The organism is Pseudomonas sp. 1176_21 (assembly GCF_052850635.1).
On record NZ_VXCV01000008.1, the window covers coordinates 159,639 to 175,922 of the forward strand.

Annotated in this window: 16 protein-coding genes; 4 read left to right on the forward strand and 12 right to left on the reverse strand. The window is 64.9% G+C overall.

Annotated elements, in window-relative coordinates:
• Positions 1-174 precede the first annotated feature (174 nt).
• From dnaX to recR, 3 genes are all read left to right on the forward strand, one after another.
• The gene (dnaX, locus tag FW760_RS19245) at positions 175-2,238 is read left to right on the forward strand and encodes a DNA polymerase III subunit gamma/tau (protein WP_116053291.1); all 2,064 of its coding nucleotides are present in this window, start codon (positions 175-177) and stop codon (positions 2,236-2,238) included.
• Between the two features lie 65 nt (positions 2,239-2,303).
• Complete coding sequence (locus FW760_RS19250; protein ID WP_010226011.1) at positions 2,304-2,630, forward strand: YbaB/EbfC family nucleoid-associated protein; 327 nt, start codon at positions 2,304-2,306, stop codon at positions 2,628-2,630.
• Positions 2,631-2,728: 98 nt separating this feature from the next.
• A complete protein-coding gene (recR, locus tag FW760_RS19255; protein WP_043862374.1) occupies positions 2,729-3,331 on the forward strand; it encodes a recombination mediator RecR in 603 nt (200 codons plus the stop codon).
• A gap of 98 nt (positions 3,332-3,429) precedes the next feature.
• Here the strand turns inward: recR and FW760_RS19260 are convergent, their stop codons facing one another.
• A complete protein-coding gene (locus FW760_RS19260; protein WP_054915581.1) occupies positions 3,430-3,978 on the reverse strand; it encodes an adenine phosphoribosyltransferase in 549 nt (182 codons plus the stop codon).
• 54 nt (positions 3,979-4,032) lie between these two features.
• Complete coding sequence (gene fnrA, locus FW760_RS19265) at positions 4,033-4,767, reverse strand: Crp/Fnr family transcriptional regulator FnrA (protein ID WP_043862376.1); 735 nt, start codon at positions 4,765-4,767, stop codon at positions 4,033-4,035.
• 159 nt (positions 4,768-4,926) lie between these two features.
• Here fnrA and FW760_RS19270 point away from each other — a divergent pair, with 159 nt between their 5' ends.
• Positions 4,927-5,391 carry a hypothetical protein gene (locus FW760_RS19270; RefSeq protein ID WP_043862377.1) on the forward strand — a complete coding sequence of 155 codons (465 nt, stop codon included), beginning with the start codon at positions 4,927-4,929 and terminating at the stop codon, positions 5,389-5,391.
• A 1-nt stretch (position 5,392) separates the two neighbouring features.
• Here the strand turns inward: FW760_RS19270 and hemN are convergent, their stop codons facing one another.
• The 10 genes from hemN to ccoN form a co-directional block, all read right to left on the reverse strand.
• Entirely contained in the window at positions 5,393-6,775 is a 1,383-nt protein-coding gene (hemN, locus tag FW760_RS19275; protein ID WP_058542025.1) for an oxygen-independent coproporphyrinogen III oxidase, read from the reverse strand.
• A gap of 82 nt (positions 6,776-6,857) precedes the next feature.
• A complete protein-coding gene (locus FW760_RS19280) occupies positions 6,858-7,541 on the reverse strand; it encodes a sulfite exporter TauE/SafE family protein (RefSeq protein WP_043862379.1) in 684 nt (227 codons plus the stop codon).
• The gene (gene ccoS / locus FW760_RS19285; protein WP_116053294.1) at positions 7,534-7,749 is read right to left on the reverse strand and encodes a cbb3-type cytochrome oxidase assembly protein CcoS; all 216 of its coding nucleotides are present in this window, start codon (positions 7,747-7,749) and stop codon (positions 7,534-7,536) included. The genes FW760_RS19280 and ccoS overlap by 8 nt, the downstream gene beginning before the upstream one ends.
• A gap of 12 nt (positions 7,750-7,761) precedes the next feature.
• A complete protein-coding gene (locus tag FW760_RS19290) occupies positions 7,762-10,215 on the reverse strand; it encodes a heavy metal translocating P-type ATPase (protein WP_054915578.1) in 2,454 nt (817 codons plus the stop codon).
• Between the two features lie 112 nt (positions 10,216-10,327).
• Complete coding sequence (locus tag FW760_RS19295) at positions 10,328-10,864, reverse strand: FixH family protein (protein WP_043862382.1); 537 nt, start codon at positions 10,862-10,864, stop codon at positions 10,328-10,330.
• A 12-nt stretch (positions 10,865-10,876) separates the two neighbouring features.
• The gene (gene ccoG, locus FW760_RS19300; protein WP_100634406.1) at positions 10,877-12,292 is read right to left on the reverse strand and encodes a cytochrome c oxidase accessory protein CcoG; all 1,416 of its coding nucleotides are present in this window, start codon (positions 12,290-12,292) and stop codon (positions 10,877-10,879) included.
• A 293-nt stretch (positions 12,293-12,585) separates the two neighbouring features.
• Entirely contained in the window at positions 12,586-13,566 is a 981-nt protein-coding gene (gene ccoP, locus FW760_RS19305; RefSeq protein ID WP_043862384.1) for a cytochrome-c oxidase, cbb3-type subunit III, read from the reverse strand.
• Positions 13,563-13,760, reverse strand: a complete 198-nt coding sequence (locus FW760_RS19310) for a cbb3-type cytochrome c oxidase subunit 3 (protein ID WP_116055311.1) — start codon at positions 13,758-13,760, stop codon at positions 13,563-13,565. The genes ccoP and FW760_RS19310 overlap by 4 nt, the downstream gene beginning before the upstream one ends.
• A gap of 5 nt (positions 13,761-13,765) precedes the next feature.
• On the reverse strand, positions 13,766-14,374 hold the full coding sequence (gene ccoO, locus FW760_RS19315) for a cytochrome-c oxidase, cbb3-type subunit II (protein WP_446443927.1): 609 nt from the start codon (positions 14,372-14,374) through the stop codon (positions 13,766-13,768).
• Entirely contained in the window at positions 14,374-15,816 is a 1,443-nt protein-coding gene (ccoN, locus tag FW760_RS19320; protein ID WP_043862386.1) for a cytochrome-c oxidase, cbb3-type subunit I, read from the reverse strand. Before ccoN ends, ccoO begins: the two co-directional genes overlap by 1 nt.
• Positions 15,817-16,284 lie beyond the last annotated feature (468 nt).

The following is a 16,284-nucleotide window of genomic DNA, read 5'->3' on the forward strand; positions in this document are numbered from 1 at the left end:
ATAGGTTACCAAGCTTTGCCTGGCGCGTGTTCAGTCAGAGGACAGGCAACCGGCCAGCCCGGGCCGTTGTCCGATCAACGGTGACTGGCCGGCATGCCCATGCACGGCGGATGCATTTTTGCCCCTGCTCCGCTAGGATTAGCGGTCTTTGGTCTATCTATCCGACGGTTTTCGATGAGTTATCAGGTTCTTGCACGTAAATGGCGTCCGCGCTCGTTCCGCGAAATGGTCGGCCAGACCCATGTGCTCAAGGCCCTGATCAATGCGCTGGACAACCAGCGGCTGCACCACGCCTACCTGTTCACCGGTACCCGCGGGGTGGGCAAGACCACCATCGCGCGCATCATCGCCAAATGCGTCAACTGTGAAACCGGCATTACCTCGACACCGTGCGGCACCTGTTCGGTGTGCCGCGAGATCGACGAGGGGCGCTTCGTCGACCTGATCGAGATCGACGCCGCCAGCCGCACCAAGGTCGAGGATACCCGCGAGCTGCTCGACAACGTGCAGTACGCGCCAAGCCGCGGGCGCTTCAAGGTCTACCTGATCGACGAAGTGCACATGCTCTCCAGCCACTCGTTCAACGCCTTGCTCAAGACGCTTGAAGAGCCGCCGCCCTACGTCAAGTTCATTCTTGCCACCACCGACCCGCAGAAGCTGCCCGCCACCATCCTGTCGCGCTGCCTGCAGTTCTCGCTCAAGAACATGACCCCCGAGCGGGTGGTCGAGCACCTGAGCCATGTGCTCGGGGTCGAGAACGTGCCGTTCGAAGACGACGCCCTGTGGTTGCTGGGCCGCGCCGCCGACGGTTCGATGCGCGATGCCATGAGCCTCACCGACCAGGCCATCGCCTTTGGCGAAGGCAAGGTGCTGGCGGCGGATGTGCGCGCCATGCTCGGCACCCTCGATCACGGCCAGGTCTATGGCGTGCTCCAGGCCCTGCTCGAAGGGGACGCACGAGCCCTGCTCGAAGCCGTGCGGCACCTGGCCGAGCAGGGGCCGGACTGGAACGGTGTGCTGTCTGAAATGCTCAATGTGCTGCACCGCGTGGCGGTGGCCCAGGCGCTGCCCGAGGCGGTGGACAACGGCCAGGGTGATCGTGACCGCGTGCTGGCGCTGGCCGGCGCTCTGCCGGCCGAAGATGTGCAGTTCTATTACCAGATGGGCCTGATCGGCCGGCGCGATCTGCCGCTGGCCCCCGACCCGCGTGGCGGCTTCGAGATGGTGCTGTTGCGCATGTTGGCGTTCCGCCCGGCCGACACCGTCGATGCGCCGACACCGACGCTAAAGTCGACGGGGATCAGCCAGGCCACAGCTGACTCCCCACCCGCGGTGGCAGCGGTCGCCGCGCCGGTGGTGGCTGCACCGGTCGTGCCCACGCCAGTTGCCGAACCTGTTGCCCGCCCGCAGCCCGAACCCGAGCCGCCGGTGCAGGCTGCGCCAGTGCTGCAAGCGCAGGTTGCCGAGCCGCCAGCGCCCGAGGTCGACCTGCCCTGGAACGAGCCGGCCGCGCCTGCGCCCGAGCTCGCTGCGGCGCCTGAACCCGAGCCGGAACCCGAGCCGCAGCCCGAACCTGAACCCGAGGCGATTGCTGCGCCCGTGCCAGCCGCGCCCGCGCCGGCCATCGCGCATCACGATGAGCCACCGATCGCCGACCACGCCAGCTATAGCCCGGCGGGCATGGAGCGCGACGACGAGCCACCGCTGGACGAAGATTACTACGACGCCGAAATCGACCCGGTGGGCTATAGCTACCTGGACGAGCTGGCCAGCGAGACCGCGCCGGAGCCTGCACCGGAGCCCGAGCCAGAGCCTGCCGCGCAACCGGCCACCGGCCTGGCGTTGCAATGGCTGGAGATGTTCCCGCTGCTGCCGATTTCGGGCATGACCGCCAGCATCGCCGCCAACTGCACGCTGATCGCGATGGACGGCGACAACTGGCTGCTGCACCTGGACCCGGCGCACAGCGCCCTGTTCAACGCCACCCAGCAGCGGCGCCTGAACGATGCGCTCAACCAGCACCTTGGGCGTACCCTTAACCTGAGCATCGAGCTGATCCGCCCCGAGCAGGAAACCCCGGCCCAGGCCGCGTCGCGCAAGCGTGCCGACCGTCAGCGCGAGGCCGAGGCGTCGATCGAGAACGATCCGTTCATCCAGCAGATGATCCAGCAGTTCGGCGCCACCGTGCGTCACGATACTATTGAACCTGTCGACGCCCTGGTGGCCCAGGGCGAATAACCCGTTTACCCCAGCACCGCGGTCTGCCGCGGTGTGCCAAGTAACTTGATACCGAGGTGATTCCCATGATGAAAGGTGGCATGGCCGGCCTGATGAAGCAGGCACAGCAGATGCAGGAAAAAATGGCCAAGATGCAGGAAGAGCTGGCCAACGCCGAAGTGACCGGCCAATCGGGCGCCGGCCTGGTCAGCGTGGTGATGACCGGTCGCCATGACGTCAAGCGCATCAGCCTGGACGACAGCCTGATGCAGGAAGACAAGGAAGTGCTGGAAGACCTGATCGCTGCGGCCGTGAACGATGCGGTGCGCAAGGTCGAGGCCAACAGCCAGGAAAAGATGGGCGGCATGACCGCCGGCATGCAACTGCCGCCGGGCTTCAAGATGCCGTTCTGAGGCATTGCCTGCGTGACCCTCGGTGGGAGCACAGCCAGTCGGTTGTCGCTCCCATCGTCGTTTTTCCGTTCAACCGATGATCTGCCAGGCCTTTTACCATGAGCTTCAGCCCCTTGATTCGCCAACTGATCGACGCCTTGCGCACGCTGCCGGGTGTGGGTCAGAAAACCGCCCAGCGCATGGCCCTGCAACTGCTGGAGCGTGACCGCAGCGGCGGCGTGCGCCTGGCCCAGGCGTTGAGCCAGGCCATGGAGGGGGTGGGGCATTGCCGTCAGTGCCGCACCCTGACCGAGCAGGAGCTGTGCCCGCAGTGCGCCGACCCACGGCGTGACGACACCCTGCTGTGCGTGGTGGAGGGGCCGATGGACGTGTACGCGGTGGAGCAGACCGGTTATCGCGGCCGCTACTTCGTGCTCAAGGGGCATCTGTCGCCACTGGACGGCCTGGGGCCGGAGGCCATCGGGATTCCGCAGTTGCTGGCGCGTATTGCGGAGCAGGGCAGCTTCACCGAGGTGATCCTGGCCACCAACCCCACGGTGGAAGGGGAGGCCACGGCGCATTACATCGCGCAGCTGCTGGCGGACAAGGGGCTGGTGGCTTCACGCATCGCCCATGGTGTGCCGCTGGGCGGGGAGCTGGAACTGGTAGATGGCGGAACGCTGGCGCATTCGTTCGCGGGGCGCAAGCCGATCACGCTGTGACCGTGCCGGCCAATCGCGGGTCAAGCCCGCTCCTACAGGGGTTGCGTAACACCTTGTGGGAGCGGGCTTGACCCGCGATTGGCTGCGCAGCGGCCCCATCAATATTCGCTAAGCGAAAACTCGGTCAGGCAGAACGTCTGCACCCCTGCCGCCTGCAGCTTCTGCGAGCCGCCCAGCTCCGGCAGGTCGATGATCGCCGCCGCCTCGAACACGGCCGCCCCCATGCGCCGTATCAGGCTGGCCGCTGCCAGCAGGGTGCCGCCGGTGGCGATCAGGTCATCCATGATCAGCACCGCATCGCCCTCGCACAGGCTGTCGGCATGCACTTCCAGAAACGCCTCGCCATATTCGGTCTGGTAACCCTCGGCCAGCACATCGGCCGGCAGCTTGCCCTGCTTGCGAAACAGGATCAGCGGCTTGTTGAGCTGGTGGGCAATGATCGAGCCGATCAGGAAGCCGCGCGCATCCAGCGCCCCGACATGGCTGAAGTCAGCCTCGACATAGCGTTCGATGAATTGGTCGGCAACGTGGCGCAGGCCCCGAGGGGACTGGAACAGCGGGGTAATGTCGCGAAAGATCACCCCCGGCTTGGGAAAGTCCGTTACCGGGCGGATCAGGGATTTGAGGTCGAACGCATCGGTCGGCATGGGGCAGGTATCCTGAAGGGCAAACGCCAGCCAGTATACCTGCTGCGCCAGGTGTCAGCTGTCCAGCGAGCCGCCGGCCAGGGCGCACAGCTGAATCGGGTCGATGATGCGTACTTCCTTGCCTTCGGCTTCGATCAGGCCGTTCTGCTGGAAGCGCGTGAACACCCGTGACACGGTTTCCACCGCCAGGCCCAGGTAGTTGCCGATCTCGTTGCGCGACATGCTCAGGCGGAACTGGTTGGCCGAGTAGCCGCGTGCGCGAAAGCGCGCCGACAGGTTGACCAGGAAGGTGGCGATGCGCTCGTCCGCAGTCTTCTTGGACAGCAGCAGCATCATCTGCTGGTCGTCGCGAATCTCGCGGCTCATCACCCGCATCAGTTGGCGACGCAGCTGCGGCAGTTGCACCGACAGCTCGTCCAGGCGCTCGAAGGGGATCTCGCACACCGAAGTGGTTTCCTGGGCCTGCGCCGATACCGGGTAGGCCTCGGTGTCCATGCCCGACAGCCCGACCAGCTCGCTGGGCAGGTGGAAGCCGGTGATCTGCTCCTCGCCCGCGTCGCTCAGGCTGAAGGTCTTCAGGGCGCCGGAGCGCACGGCGTAAACCGAGCCGAAGTTGTCGCCCTGGCGGAACAGAAACTCGCCTTTTTTCAACGGACGCCCGCGCTTGACGATTTCGTCCAGTGCGTCCATGTCTTCCAGATTCAGCGAAAGAGGCAGGCACAAGGGCGCCAGGCTGCAATCCTTGCAATGGGCCTGGTTGTGAGGGCGCAGTTTAACTGGCTCGGACATTTTCATTCGATCCTTCTGGGGAAAGCACACATAAGCCGTAAGGGTAACTCAGACGGCCGGGTTCAGGCCAGCGTGCGCGCTTTTGGTGCGTGCTGGGCTCAAGATCGGCGATGTTTGGCCGATGACCTGGAATAGTGTCCTTAACAGGAAAGACTGTCCATGCTCTCTATCGATTCAAATCCTCTGAATAGCGCTGCAACCCAACTCAAACCCCCTGTCGCCAAGACCAATGTCGACGGTGCCCAGAGCGCCCAACCGGCCGAGGCTCCTGCCAAGGAGGGGGTCAGGGTCAACCTGTCCCTGGCGGGCCTGCAGGCGTCCAAAAGCAGCGGTGGCAACAAGGACATCGAGGAAAGCGGTCTGCCCCAGACCATCCAGCAGACCCTCAAGACCATCCGCAAGCTGCAGCAGCAACTGGCTGAAAAGATGCAGCAGATGCAGGCCGTCATGCGAGACAACTCCCTGACCCCCGAGCAGATGCGGCAAAAGGTCTCATCGCTGCAGGGTGAGATCGCCACGCTGACGGGGGCAATCACCACCGCCACCGCCAACCTGAACAAGGCCATGAAGCAGGAGAACCTGAGCCTTGATCAGGTCGCGAAGGTGTTCGAGTTGATGGGCTGATTCAAATCACCCGCGAAAACCGCTGGCGGTTGTGCAGGTCCAGGTAGGCATCGAACACCATGCATACCGAGCGTACCAGCAGGCGCCCCGCCGGCAACACCTTGATCCCGTTGGCATCCAGGCTGATCAGGCCGTCCTTGGCCATGCCCAGCAGGGCAGGCCACTGCGCGTTGAAGTAACCGCGAAAATCGAGGGTGAAGGCGCGCTCGATGGTCTCGAACTCCAGTTCGAAATGGCAGATCAGCTGCTGGATCACCGCGCGGCGGATGCGGTCGTCCTCGTTGCAGATCAGGCCGCGACTGGTGGGCAACTGCGAGGCGCCGAGGGTGTTCTGGTATTCGTTCAGATCACTGCTGTTCTGGCAGTACAGGTCGCCGATCTGGCTGATGGCCGACACGCCAAGGCCGATCAGGTCGCAGTGGCCGTGGGTGGTGTAGCCCTGGAAGTTGCGCTGCAGGGTCGACTCTTCCTGGGCAATGGCCAGTTCGTCGTCGGGCAGGGCGAAATGGTCCATACCGATGTAGCGATAGCCTGCCTCGGTCAGCTGCTCGATGGTGTTGTGCAGCATTTCCAGTTTCAGCGCAGGCGCCGGCAGGTCGCTGCTGTCGATGCGCCGCTGGGGCATGAAACGCTCGGGCAGGTGCGCATAGTTGAACACCGAGAGGCGGTCGGGCTGCAGCTTGATCACTTCCTCGACGGTGCGTGCAAAGCCTTCGGTACTCTGCTTGGGCAGGCCGTAGATCAGGTCGAGGTTGATCGAGCGAAACTGCAGGGTGCGCGCGGCCTCGATGATCGCGCGGGTCTGCTCCAGGCTTTGCGGGCGGTTGATGGCCCGTTGCACCACCGGGTCGAGGTCTTGCACGCCCAGGCTGACACGGTTGAAGCCCAGTTCGCGCAGCAGCCCCATGGTCGACCAGTCGGCCTCGCGCGGGTCGATCTCGATGCCGTAGTCGCCCGAATCATCATCCAGCAGGTTGAAGTGCTGACGCAGGTGCGTCATCAGCTGGCGCAGTTCGGCGTGGCTGAGGAACGTCGGTGTACCGCCGCCCAGGTGCAACTGCTCCACGGTCTGGCGCGGGTCCAGGTGGCAGGCGATCAGCTGGATTTCCTGCTCCAGGCGCTGCAGGTAGGGCTGGGCGCGGCCGCGGTCCTTGGTGATCACCTTGTTGCAGGCGCAGTAGTAGCAGATGTTGGCGCAGAACGGCACGTGCACGTACAGCGACAGCGGGCGCGCGGCGCGGCGGCTGTCACGCAGGGCGTGCAACAGGTCGAACGAGCCGACCTGGCTGTGCAGTTGCACGGCGGTCGGGTAGGAGGTGTAGCGCGGGCCCGCCAGATCGTAACGGCGAATAAGGTCGGGGTCCCAGTGGAGGGCGTCGAGCATGGTGGCAGTCCCTGGAATGGCGGCAGTGTCCGGAGTCTAGGGAGCGTTGTGTCAGGGCGTGTTGATTTGTATCAACGGGTGTTCAGTGCCCCATGAGCCAGTGCTGGTGCGGCCCCGGCAGGGTCCACAGGCCGAACAGGATCACCAGCAGGCCCCCCGTCACGCGTACCCCGCGCTTGCGCAGCAGGGCGCTGGTGCGCTCGGCAGCCAGCCCCGTGGCCAGCAACACCGGCCAGGTGCCCAGGCCGAAGGCCAGCATCAGCAGGGCGCTGTGGGTGGCGTTGCCCTGGCTGGCGGCCCACAGCAGGGTGCTGTAGACCAGCCCGCACGGCAACCAGCCCCACAGCGCGCCCAGCAGCAGCGCGCGCGGCAGGCTCGACACCGGCAGCAGGCGATTGGCCACCGGCTGTATGTGCCGCCACAGGCCGCGCCCCAGGCTTTCGATGCGGGTCAGGCCGCTCCACCAGCCGGCCAGGTACAGGCCCATGCTGATCAGCAGCAGCGCCGCGAGCACGCGCATGCCGGTGGCCAGCGGGCCGCCGGCCACCGCCCAGCCGGCCAGGCCCAGCAGCAGGCCGGCAGCGGCATAGCTGAGGATGCGCCCCAGGTTGTACGCCAGCAGCAGCTGAAAGCGCCGGCTGCGCTGCGCCTTGGGGATGGCCAGGGTGAGTGCGCCCATCAGGCCGCCGCACATGCCCAGGCAGTGGCCGCCCCCCAGCAGGCCGAGGATCAGCGCCGAACTCAGCAGCGGCAACAGGTCAAGCACGGGGCGGGGCGCCGCTGTCGTCGGGCTTGCGCGGCTCGGCCTGGTCCAGGGCGGCCTGGTGCTTGGGGTCCTGGTCGTCGAACAGGATGCTGTGGGCCGGGCCTTCGAGGTCGTCGTACTGGCCGCTGTCCACGGCCCAGAAGAAGATGTACACGGCGATCGCGACGATCAGCAGCGCGGCGGGAATCATGACGTAGAGCGCGGGCATGGGGTCTCCGGGTCAGGCCGTCGCGGGGTGTGCGGCGTCGACGATAGGGGCGGTGGCAGGCAGCTCGCGGATGCGCGTAAGGCGCAGGGCGTTGAGCACCACGATCAGCGAACTGACCGACATGCCGACCGCCGCCCAGATCGGAGTGATCCAGCCCAGTGCGGCGAACGGCAGCATGAGGCCATTGTACAGGCCAGCCCACAGCAGGTTCTCGATGATTATCCGGCGCGTGCGGCGCGCCAGGCCGAAAGCCTGCACCAGCGCCTCCAGGCGGTTGGACAACAGCACCGCATCGGCGCTGGTCTTGGCCAGGTCGGTGGCCGAGCCCATGGCAATGCTGATGTCGGCCGCGGCCAGCACCGGCACGTCGTTGACCCCGTCACCCAGCATCAGCACCTTGTGTCCCTTGGCCTGCAGGGCCTTGAGCCGTTGCAGCTTGTCGTCCGGGCGCAGGCCGCCGACGGCCTGGTCGATGCGCAGCTCGGCGGCGACGCTGGCCACCATCGGCGAGCTGTCGCCCGACAGCAGCAGGGTCTGCCAGCCGCGGGCACGGCAGGCTGCCAGCAGGTCGGCGGCGTCGTGGCGCAGGCGGTCGTCGAGCACGAACCAGGCCAGCGGCCCGTGGCTGTCGCCCAGCAGCAGCCACTGCCCGGGTTCGTCGGGCATCGCCGGCACTGCGCTGTGGCTCAGGGCGCACACGAAGTCGGCCTGGCCGATGCGCAGGCGGCGGTTCTCCACCTGCCCCTCAAGACCCAGCCCCGGCGTGCTCTGCACGTCGTCGGCGACCGTGATGGTGCGCCCGAAGGCGCGGGCGATCGGGTGCTCGGAGCGGCTTTCGAGGGCGGCGGCGAGGGTCAGGCACTGGTCGGCGTCCAGCGTCCCCAGCGGGCGGATGGCGCGCAATGTCAGGCGCCCCTCGGTGAGGGTGCCGGTCTTGTCGAAAATCACCGTGTCGATCTGGTTCAGGCCCTCCAGCACATGGCCGCGGGTGAGCAGCAGGCCGAGCTTGTGCAGCGTGCCGGTGGCCGCGGTGAGCGCGGTGGGGGTGGCCAGCGAGAGTGCGCAGGGGCAGGTGGCGACCAGCATGGCCAGCACGATCCAGAACGCCCGCGAGGGGTCCAGTTCCCACCACAGCAGGCCGATGGCCGCGGCGGCCACCAGCGAGAACAGCAGGAACCACTGCGAGGCACGGTCGGCGATCTCGGCCAGGCGAGGTTTTTCCGACTGGGCGCGTTCGAGCAGGCGCACGATGGCCGACAGTCGGGTGTCCTGGCCCAGGGCCTGCACCTGCACGGTCAGTACGCTCTCGATGTTCAGCGTGCCGGCCGTCACCGCATCGCCGCGCTGGCGCGGTTGCGGCAGGTACTCGCCGGTCAGCAGCGATTCGTCGACGCTCGACTGGCCGTCGATGATGCGCCCGTCGGCGGGCAGCACCGCGCCCGGGTGTACCAGGACCCGGTCACCGGTCTGCAGCTCGCGCAGCAGGATGCGCTGGCTGTTGCCGTCGGCATCCAGGCGCAGGCACGAGGCCGGCAGCAGGTTGACCAGTTGCGCGGTGGCTGCGGCGGTGCGCTCGCGGGCACGGCGTTCCAGGTAGCGCCCGGCCAGCAGGAACAGCGCGAACATGCCCACCGCATCGAAATACAGCTCGCCGCTGCCGGTGATGGCGGTCCAGATGCCGGCGAAGTAGGCCAGGCCGATGGCCAGCGACACCGAGACGTCCATGGTCAGGTGGCGGGTGCGCAGGTCGCGGGCGGCGCCCTTGAAGAACGGCGCGCAGCTGTAGAACACGATGGGCGTGGTGAGAAACAGTGCCACCCAGCGCAGGATGGTGTGCAGCTCCGGGCTCAGGTCGATGTTGAACTCGGGCCAGGTGGCCATGGTTGCCATCATGGCCTGGAACCACAGCAGGCCGGCCACGCCGAGCTGGCGCAGGGCGGTGCGGTTCTCGCTGGCCAGCTGCTCGGCGGCGCGGTCGGCCTGGTAGGGGTGGGCGGCGTAGCCGATATGGCGCAGTTCACCCAACAGTTGCGAGAGCGGCAGCTGGCTGTCGGCCCATTGCACCTGCAGGCGATGGTTGGACAGGTTCAGTCGCGCCTCTGCCACCGCCGGCAGGTTGCGCAGGTGCTTTTCGATCAGCCAGCCGCAGGCGGCGCAACTGATGCCTTCGATCATCAGGGTGGTTTCAGCGAGTTCGCCGGTGTGGCGCACAAAAGGCTTCTGCACGTCGCTGCGATCGTACAGGGCCAGTTCGTCGACCAGTTGCACGGGCAGCGCGTCGGGGTTGGCGCTGGCTTCGCTGCGGTGCTGGTAGTAGCTTTCCAGGTTGCCGGCGACGATGGCTTCGGCCACGGCCTGGCAGCCGGGGCAGCAGAATGCACGGGGTTCGCCGAGTACCACGGCGGTGAAGTGGCTGCCGGCCGGGACGGGCAGGGCGCAGTGGTAGCAAGGCGTGGGGCTGGTCATTGTTATCTATCGCAGATGGGTGGTGACCTTGTCGCGGGTCAAGCCCGCTCCCACAGGGTGTCTGAGCACCGAAAACCTGTGGGAGCGGGCTTGACCCGCGATTGCAGTCGACTCATTTCTCGAGGTGTTCAGCCCCTTGCAGCGCCTCGTCACCCAGCATCAGCGTGGTGTCGTGCGCCACTTGCTCTTCTTCGAACAGGCGCCATACCTGGCCTTTTTCGGTACCCAGCAGCTCGACGAAACGCCGGCCCTCGACCTTGTCGCTCAACTGCCCCAGGTAACGCCCGGGCTCGCTTTCGCTGCGGGTCAGCATGATCTTGCGGTCCTTCTCCGGCTGGGTCGGCGAGATCAGGTTCAGCTCCAGGGTCTGCGGCTGGCTGTCACCGCTCAGGCGCAGGTCCACTTCGCCGGTCAGCTCGTCCAGGTGCACGCTGGCCTTGAGCTTCAGGCTCTGCCCCAGCAGCTCGCGGTCCAGCGAGCGGTTGATGCCCTTGCCAGCCTCGTAGTAGTTGTCGTTGACCAGGTTGTCCGGGTTGTTCACCGCGATGGTCACCATGGTCAGGCTCAAGGTCACCGACGTGGCCAGCACGCCGATGATGATCCACGGCCAGAGGTGGTGGTGCCAGGGGCTGGAGGCGTTTGCAGGCATGTCTCTACTCTCTTAGCGAATGTTGGGGCCGATGAAACGGCTCTTGGCTTCGACCTGGGTGCCGTTGTCGTCGGCGTCCTTGAGGGTGAAGGTGACTTCGTTGGCAGTCGAAGGCAGATCTTCCGGTGCCATCGACAGTTGTACCGGCAGGCTGACGATATCGCCGGCCGCCACGCGGATCTCCCGCGCGCCTTCGAGCTTGAGGTCCGGCAGGCCGGAGGCATCGAGCACGTACACGTGGTCGCGCTGGTCCTTGTTCATCACCTTGAGGCTGTACACGTTCTCGATGCGGCCCTGGGCGTTCTCGCGGTACAGCACGCGGTCCTTGCTCACGTCGAAGCCCACCAGCGGGCGCATGAGGAAGGCGGTGGCCAGCAGGCCGATCATCACCAGCAGCACCACGAAGTAGCCGATCAGGCGCGGGCGCAGCATGTGCGTCTTCTGCCCCGACAGGTTGTGCTCGGTGGTGTAGCTGATCAGCCCGCGCGGGTACTCCATCTTGTCCATGATGGTGTCGCAGGCATCGATGCAGGCGGCGCAGCCGATGCACTCGATCTGCAGGCCGTCGCGGATGTCGATGCCGGTCGGGCACACCTGCACGCACATGGTGCAGTCGATGCAGTCGCCCAGGCCCTTGGCCTTGTAGTCCATGTCCTTCTTGCGCGGGCCGCGGGTTTCGCCGCGACGCGGGTCGTACGACACGATCAGCGTGTCCTTGTCGAACATCACGCTCTGGAAGCGCGCATACGGGCACATGTAGATGCACACCTGCTCACGCAGCCAGCCGGCGTTGCCGTAGGTGGCCAGGGTGAAGAAGCCGACCCAGAAGTAGGCCCAGCCGTCGGCCTGGCCGGTGAAGAATTCGATGCTCAGTTCGCGAATGGGGCTGAAGTAGCCGACGAAGGTCATGCCGGTGACGAAGCCGATGCTCAGCCACAGGCTGTGCTTGGCCAGCTTGCGCAGCAGCTTGTTGGTGCTCATGGGCGCCTTGTCGAGCTTGATGCGCTGGTTGCGGTCGCCTTCGGTGACCTTCTCGCACCACATGAAGATCCAGGTCCACACGCTTTGCGGGCAGGTATAGCCGCACCACACGCGCCCGGCGAACACGGTGATGAAGAACAGGCCGAAGGCCGCGACGATCAGGATGCCCGAGAGCAGGATGAAGTCCTGGGGCCAGATGGTGGTGCCGAAGATGTAGAACTTGCGCTCGGGCAGGTTCCACCACACGGCCTGGTGCCCGCCCCAGTTCAGCCAGACGGTACCGAAGTACAGCAGAAACAGGAGGGCCCCGCCGGCCATGCGCAGGTTGCGGAACAGGCCGGTGAAGGCGCGGGTGTAGATCTTTTCCCGTGCGGCATAGAGGTCGACGCCGCCGGCATCTTTCTTGGCAGGTGGGGTGACGTCATGTACTGGAATCTGTTTGCTCATCATTGAGTCCCACGGCAGTGGAAAAGTGCCGCGGCCAGTACATGCCGACCGCAGTCAGAAGTTGTTGCTGCTCTAGGGCGCATGATACGCCTGTCATTGCGGTACAGGGTGCAGTGCGACCTTTGGTCGCGTTGGTTAGTGGCGGGCGATAGTGTAGTGGAGCTTGTCAATTGACCTGAGTCACGTGGGTGGCAGATCCGGCCCCTTGGCCGGCTAGCCGGCAGAAGGGGCCTGCGCCAATAAAAAGGCCCCGCCAGCAACACTGGCGGGGCCTTTTCACAGCCGGGGCATGTTCACTGCGCTTCGGCGGTTTTCTCTGGCTGGTGCGACAGGCTGTAGACATAGGCCGCCAGCAGGTGGACCTTGTCGTTGCCCTGAATGTCCTGCTGCGCCGGCATCTGGCCCTGGCGGCCGTAACGGATGGTCTGCTGCAGCTGGGCGTAGCTCGAGCCGTAGATGAACGCCTGCGGATGGGTCAGGTTGGGCGCGCCCATCGCCGGGGTGCCTTTGCCTTCCGGTCCGTGGCAGGCCACGCAGTTGGCGGCGAACAGCTTCTTGCCGTTTTCCACGTCGGCCTTGGCGTCCTTGGGCAGGGTGCGGCCATCGAGGTTGGTCAGCACGAACCCGGCCACATCGGCCACGCCCTGCTCGCCGATCACTTCGGCCCACGCCGGCATCACGCCGTGACGACCGCCCATGATGGTGGCCTTGATGGTCTCGGGCTCGCCGCCCCAGCGCCAGTCGTCGTCGGTCAGGTTGGGGAAGCCGTAGGAGCCCTTGGCGTCGGAGCCGTGGCATACCGAGCAGTTGGAGGCGAACAGGCGGCCACCCATCTTCAGGGCTTGCGGATCCTTGGCCACTTCTTCAATTGGCATCGCTGCAAATTTGGCGAAGATCGGCCCGAACTTGGCATCCGAACGCGCCATTTCCTTTTCCCACTCATGCACGCCGGTCCAGCCCGACTCGCCGTTGGCAAAGGCCACCTTGTTTTCGTTGTCCAGGTATTGGTAGCCCGGCAGCAGGCCTTTCCAGTTGCCCAGGCCCGGGTACAGCACCAGGTAGCCCAGGGCGAACACGATGGTGCCCACGAACAGCATGAACCACCACTTGGGCAGCGGGTTGTCGTATTCCTCGATGCCGTCGTAGGCGTGGCCCACGGTTTCTTCGGTGGTTTCGCTGCGCTGGCCCTTGCGGGTGGACAGCAGCAGCCAGGTCAGGGCAAAGATGGTACCCAGACTCAGAACGGTGACGTACAGACTCCAGAAGGTAGTCATTCTTTGTTACTCCTAGAAGCGCTCGCTTGCGCTTGCTCGGCGTGCTTGCTGGCTTCGGGATCATCCGCGAAGGGCAGCATGGTCGCTTCGTCGAACTCGGACTTGCGCCGAGAACTGAATACCCACAACGCCAGGCCGATGAAGGCCACCATCACCACGACGGTGCCCAGGCCACGAATCATCCCGATATCCATCAAGGTCACCGTTTGCTTTTGATGATGGTGCCCAGCCCTTGCAGGTAGGCAACCAGAGCGTCCATTTCAGTCTTGCCCTTGACCGCGTCGCGGGCACCGGCGATGTCCTCGTCGGTGTAGGGCGTGCCGAGGGTACGCAACACTTCCATTTTCCTGGCGGTCAGCTTGCCGTCGAGGGTGTTCTCCACCAGCCACGGGTAGGCCGGCATCTTCGACTCCGGCACCACGTTGCGCGGGTTGTACAGGTGCGCGCGGTGCCAGTCGTCGGAGTAGCGGCCGCCGACGCGGGCCAGTTCAGGCCCGGTACGCTTGGAACCCCACAGGAACGGGTGGTCCCATACGCTTTCACCGGCTACCGAGTAGTGGCCGTAGCGCTCGGTTTCGGCGCGGAACGGACGGATCATCTGCGAGTGACACTGCACGCAGCCTTCACGGATGTAGATGTCGCGGCCTTCCAGCTCCAGCGCGACGCGGGGCTTCATGCCCTCGACCGGCTTGTTGGTGACGTCCTGGAAGAACAGCGGGACGATCTGGGTCAGGCCGCCGATGCTCACGGCGATGACCATGAAGAAGGCCAGCAGGCCGATATTCTTCTCGACTACTTCGTGCTTCATCAGTGAGCTCCAACGACAGCGATCTGAGCGGCGGCTTCAGCTTCGGCCGGCTGCGAGGCGCGGACGGTGCGCCAAACGTTGTAGGCCATCAGCAGCATGCCGGAGGCGAAGAACGCACCGCCCAGTGCACGCACGATAAAGCCCGGGTGGCTGGCCTGCAGCGCTTCGACGAAGGAGTAGGTGAGGGTGCCGTCGTCGTTGATGGCGCGCCACATCAGGCCCTGGGTGATGCCGTTGACCCACATCGAGGCGATGTACAGCACGGTGCCGATGGTCGCCAGCCAGAAGTGCGCGTTGATCAGGCCCACGCTGTGCATCTGCACGCGGCCATAGATTTTCGGAATCATGTGGTACAGCGCGCCGATCGAGATCATCGCTACCCAGCCCAGAGCGCCGGCGTGTACGTGGCCGATGGTCCAGTCGGTGTAGTGCGACAGCGAGTTGACGGTCTTGATCGCCATCATCGGGCCTTCGAAGGTCGACATGCCGTAGAACGCCAGCGATACCACCAGAAAACGCAGGATCGGGTCGGTGCGCAGCTTATGCCAGGCGCCCGACAGGGTCATCATGCCGTTGATCATGCCGCCCCAGCTCGGGGCCAGCAGGATGATCGACATCGCCATGCCCAGCGACTGCGCCCAGTCGGGCAGGGCGGTGTAGTGCAGGTGGTGGGGGCCTGCCCAGATGTACAGGGTGATCAGCGCCCAGAAGTGCACGATCGACAGGCGATACGAGTAGATCGGGCGTTCGGCCTGCTTGGGTACGAAGTAGTACATCATGCCCAGGAAGCCGGTGGTCAGGAAGAAGCCTACGGCGTTGTGGCCGTACCACCACTGGATCATCGCGTCGGTCGCGCCCGAGTAGGCCGAGTACGACTTGAACAGGCTGACCGGCAGCGAGGCGTGGTTGACGATGTGCAGCATCGCGGTCACCACGATGAAGGCACCGTAGAACCAGTTGCCCACATAGATGTGCTTGGTCTTGCGCTTGACGATGGTGCCGAAGAACACCGCACCGTAGGTAACCCACACGATGGCCAGCAAAATGGCGATAGGCCATTCCAGTTCTGCGTATTCCTTGGTCGTGGTGTAGCCCAGCGGCAGGGTGACCAGCGCGCCGACGATCACCGCTTGCCAGCCCCAGAAGGTGAAGGCCGCGAGGCTGTCGGAAATCAGTCGCGTCTGGCAGGTTCGCTGCACGACATAGTAGGAAGTGGCAAACAGTGCGCACCCACCGAAGGCGAAGATCACCAGGTTGGTGTGCAGGGGGCGCAGGCGTCCAAAGCTCGTCCACGGCAGGTCCAGGTTCAGCTGAGGCCAGACCAGTTGCGAGGCGATGAAGACACCGAGGCCCATGCCAAGGATCCCCCAGACCACCGTCATGATGGCGAACTGGCGGACGACCTTATAGTTATAAGCAGTCGGACTGATTGCTGTGCTCATTCTAAGGTTCCACGGTTTGGGTGTTTTTGTTGGTTAAAAAATCGGCGCAAGTATGTATAAACCGTGTGGTTATTGCAACGCGATGGAAATCGCGCCGCACCTTGCGAAGGCCGATTTTACGGCGTTTCCAGCCGATTGGCGGTGGGAAGTGTACACAATCGCAAGGCGATAATGTGCACCATTATTCCGCTTTCGTTGTGCACGCATTAAGCTGCCTTGGCACTATCGTCCTGCGTGGTCAGGGCAGGCAATTCGCACTTGGGCCGGGATCCATCAGCCTTTGGTGGTGGCTCGCGAACAGAAAGTGCGCCAAAAAGGTGCATTCAGGTGCAAGACTTCAAGCCACTGTGGCAACAAGCTTAGTCTCGATCAGGGGGGGTGCAAGGCGGGTGTGCGGCGGGGTGCGACACTTGGTCGCAAGGAGCGGTGGGAACCGCCGCACCGTTGTCGATGCGGCGGTTTGAGTCA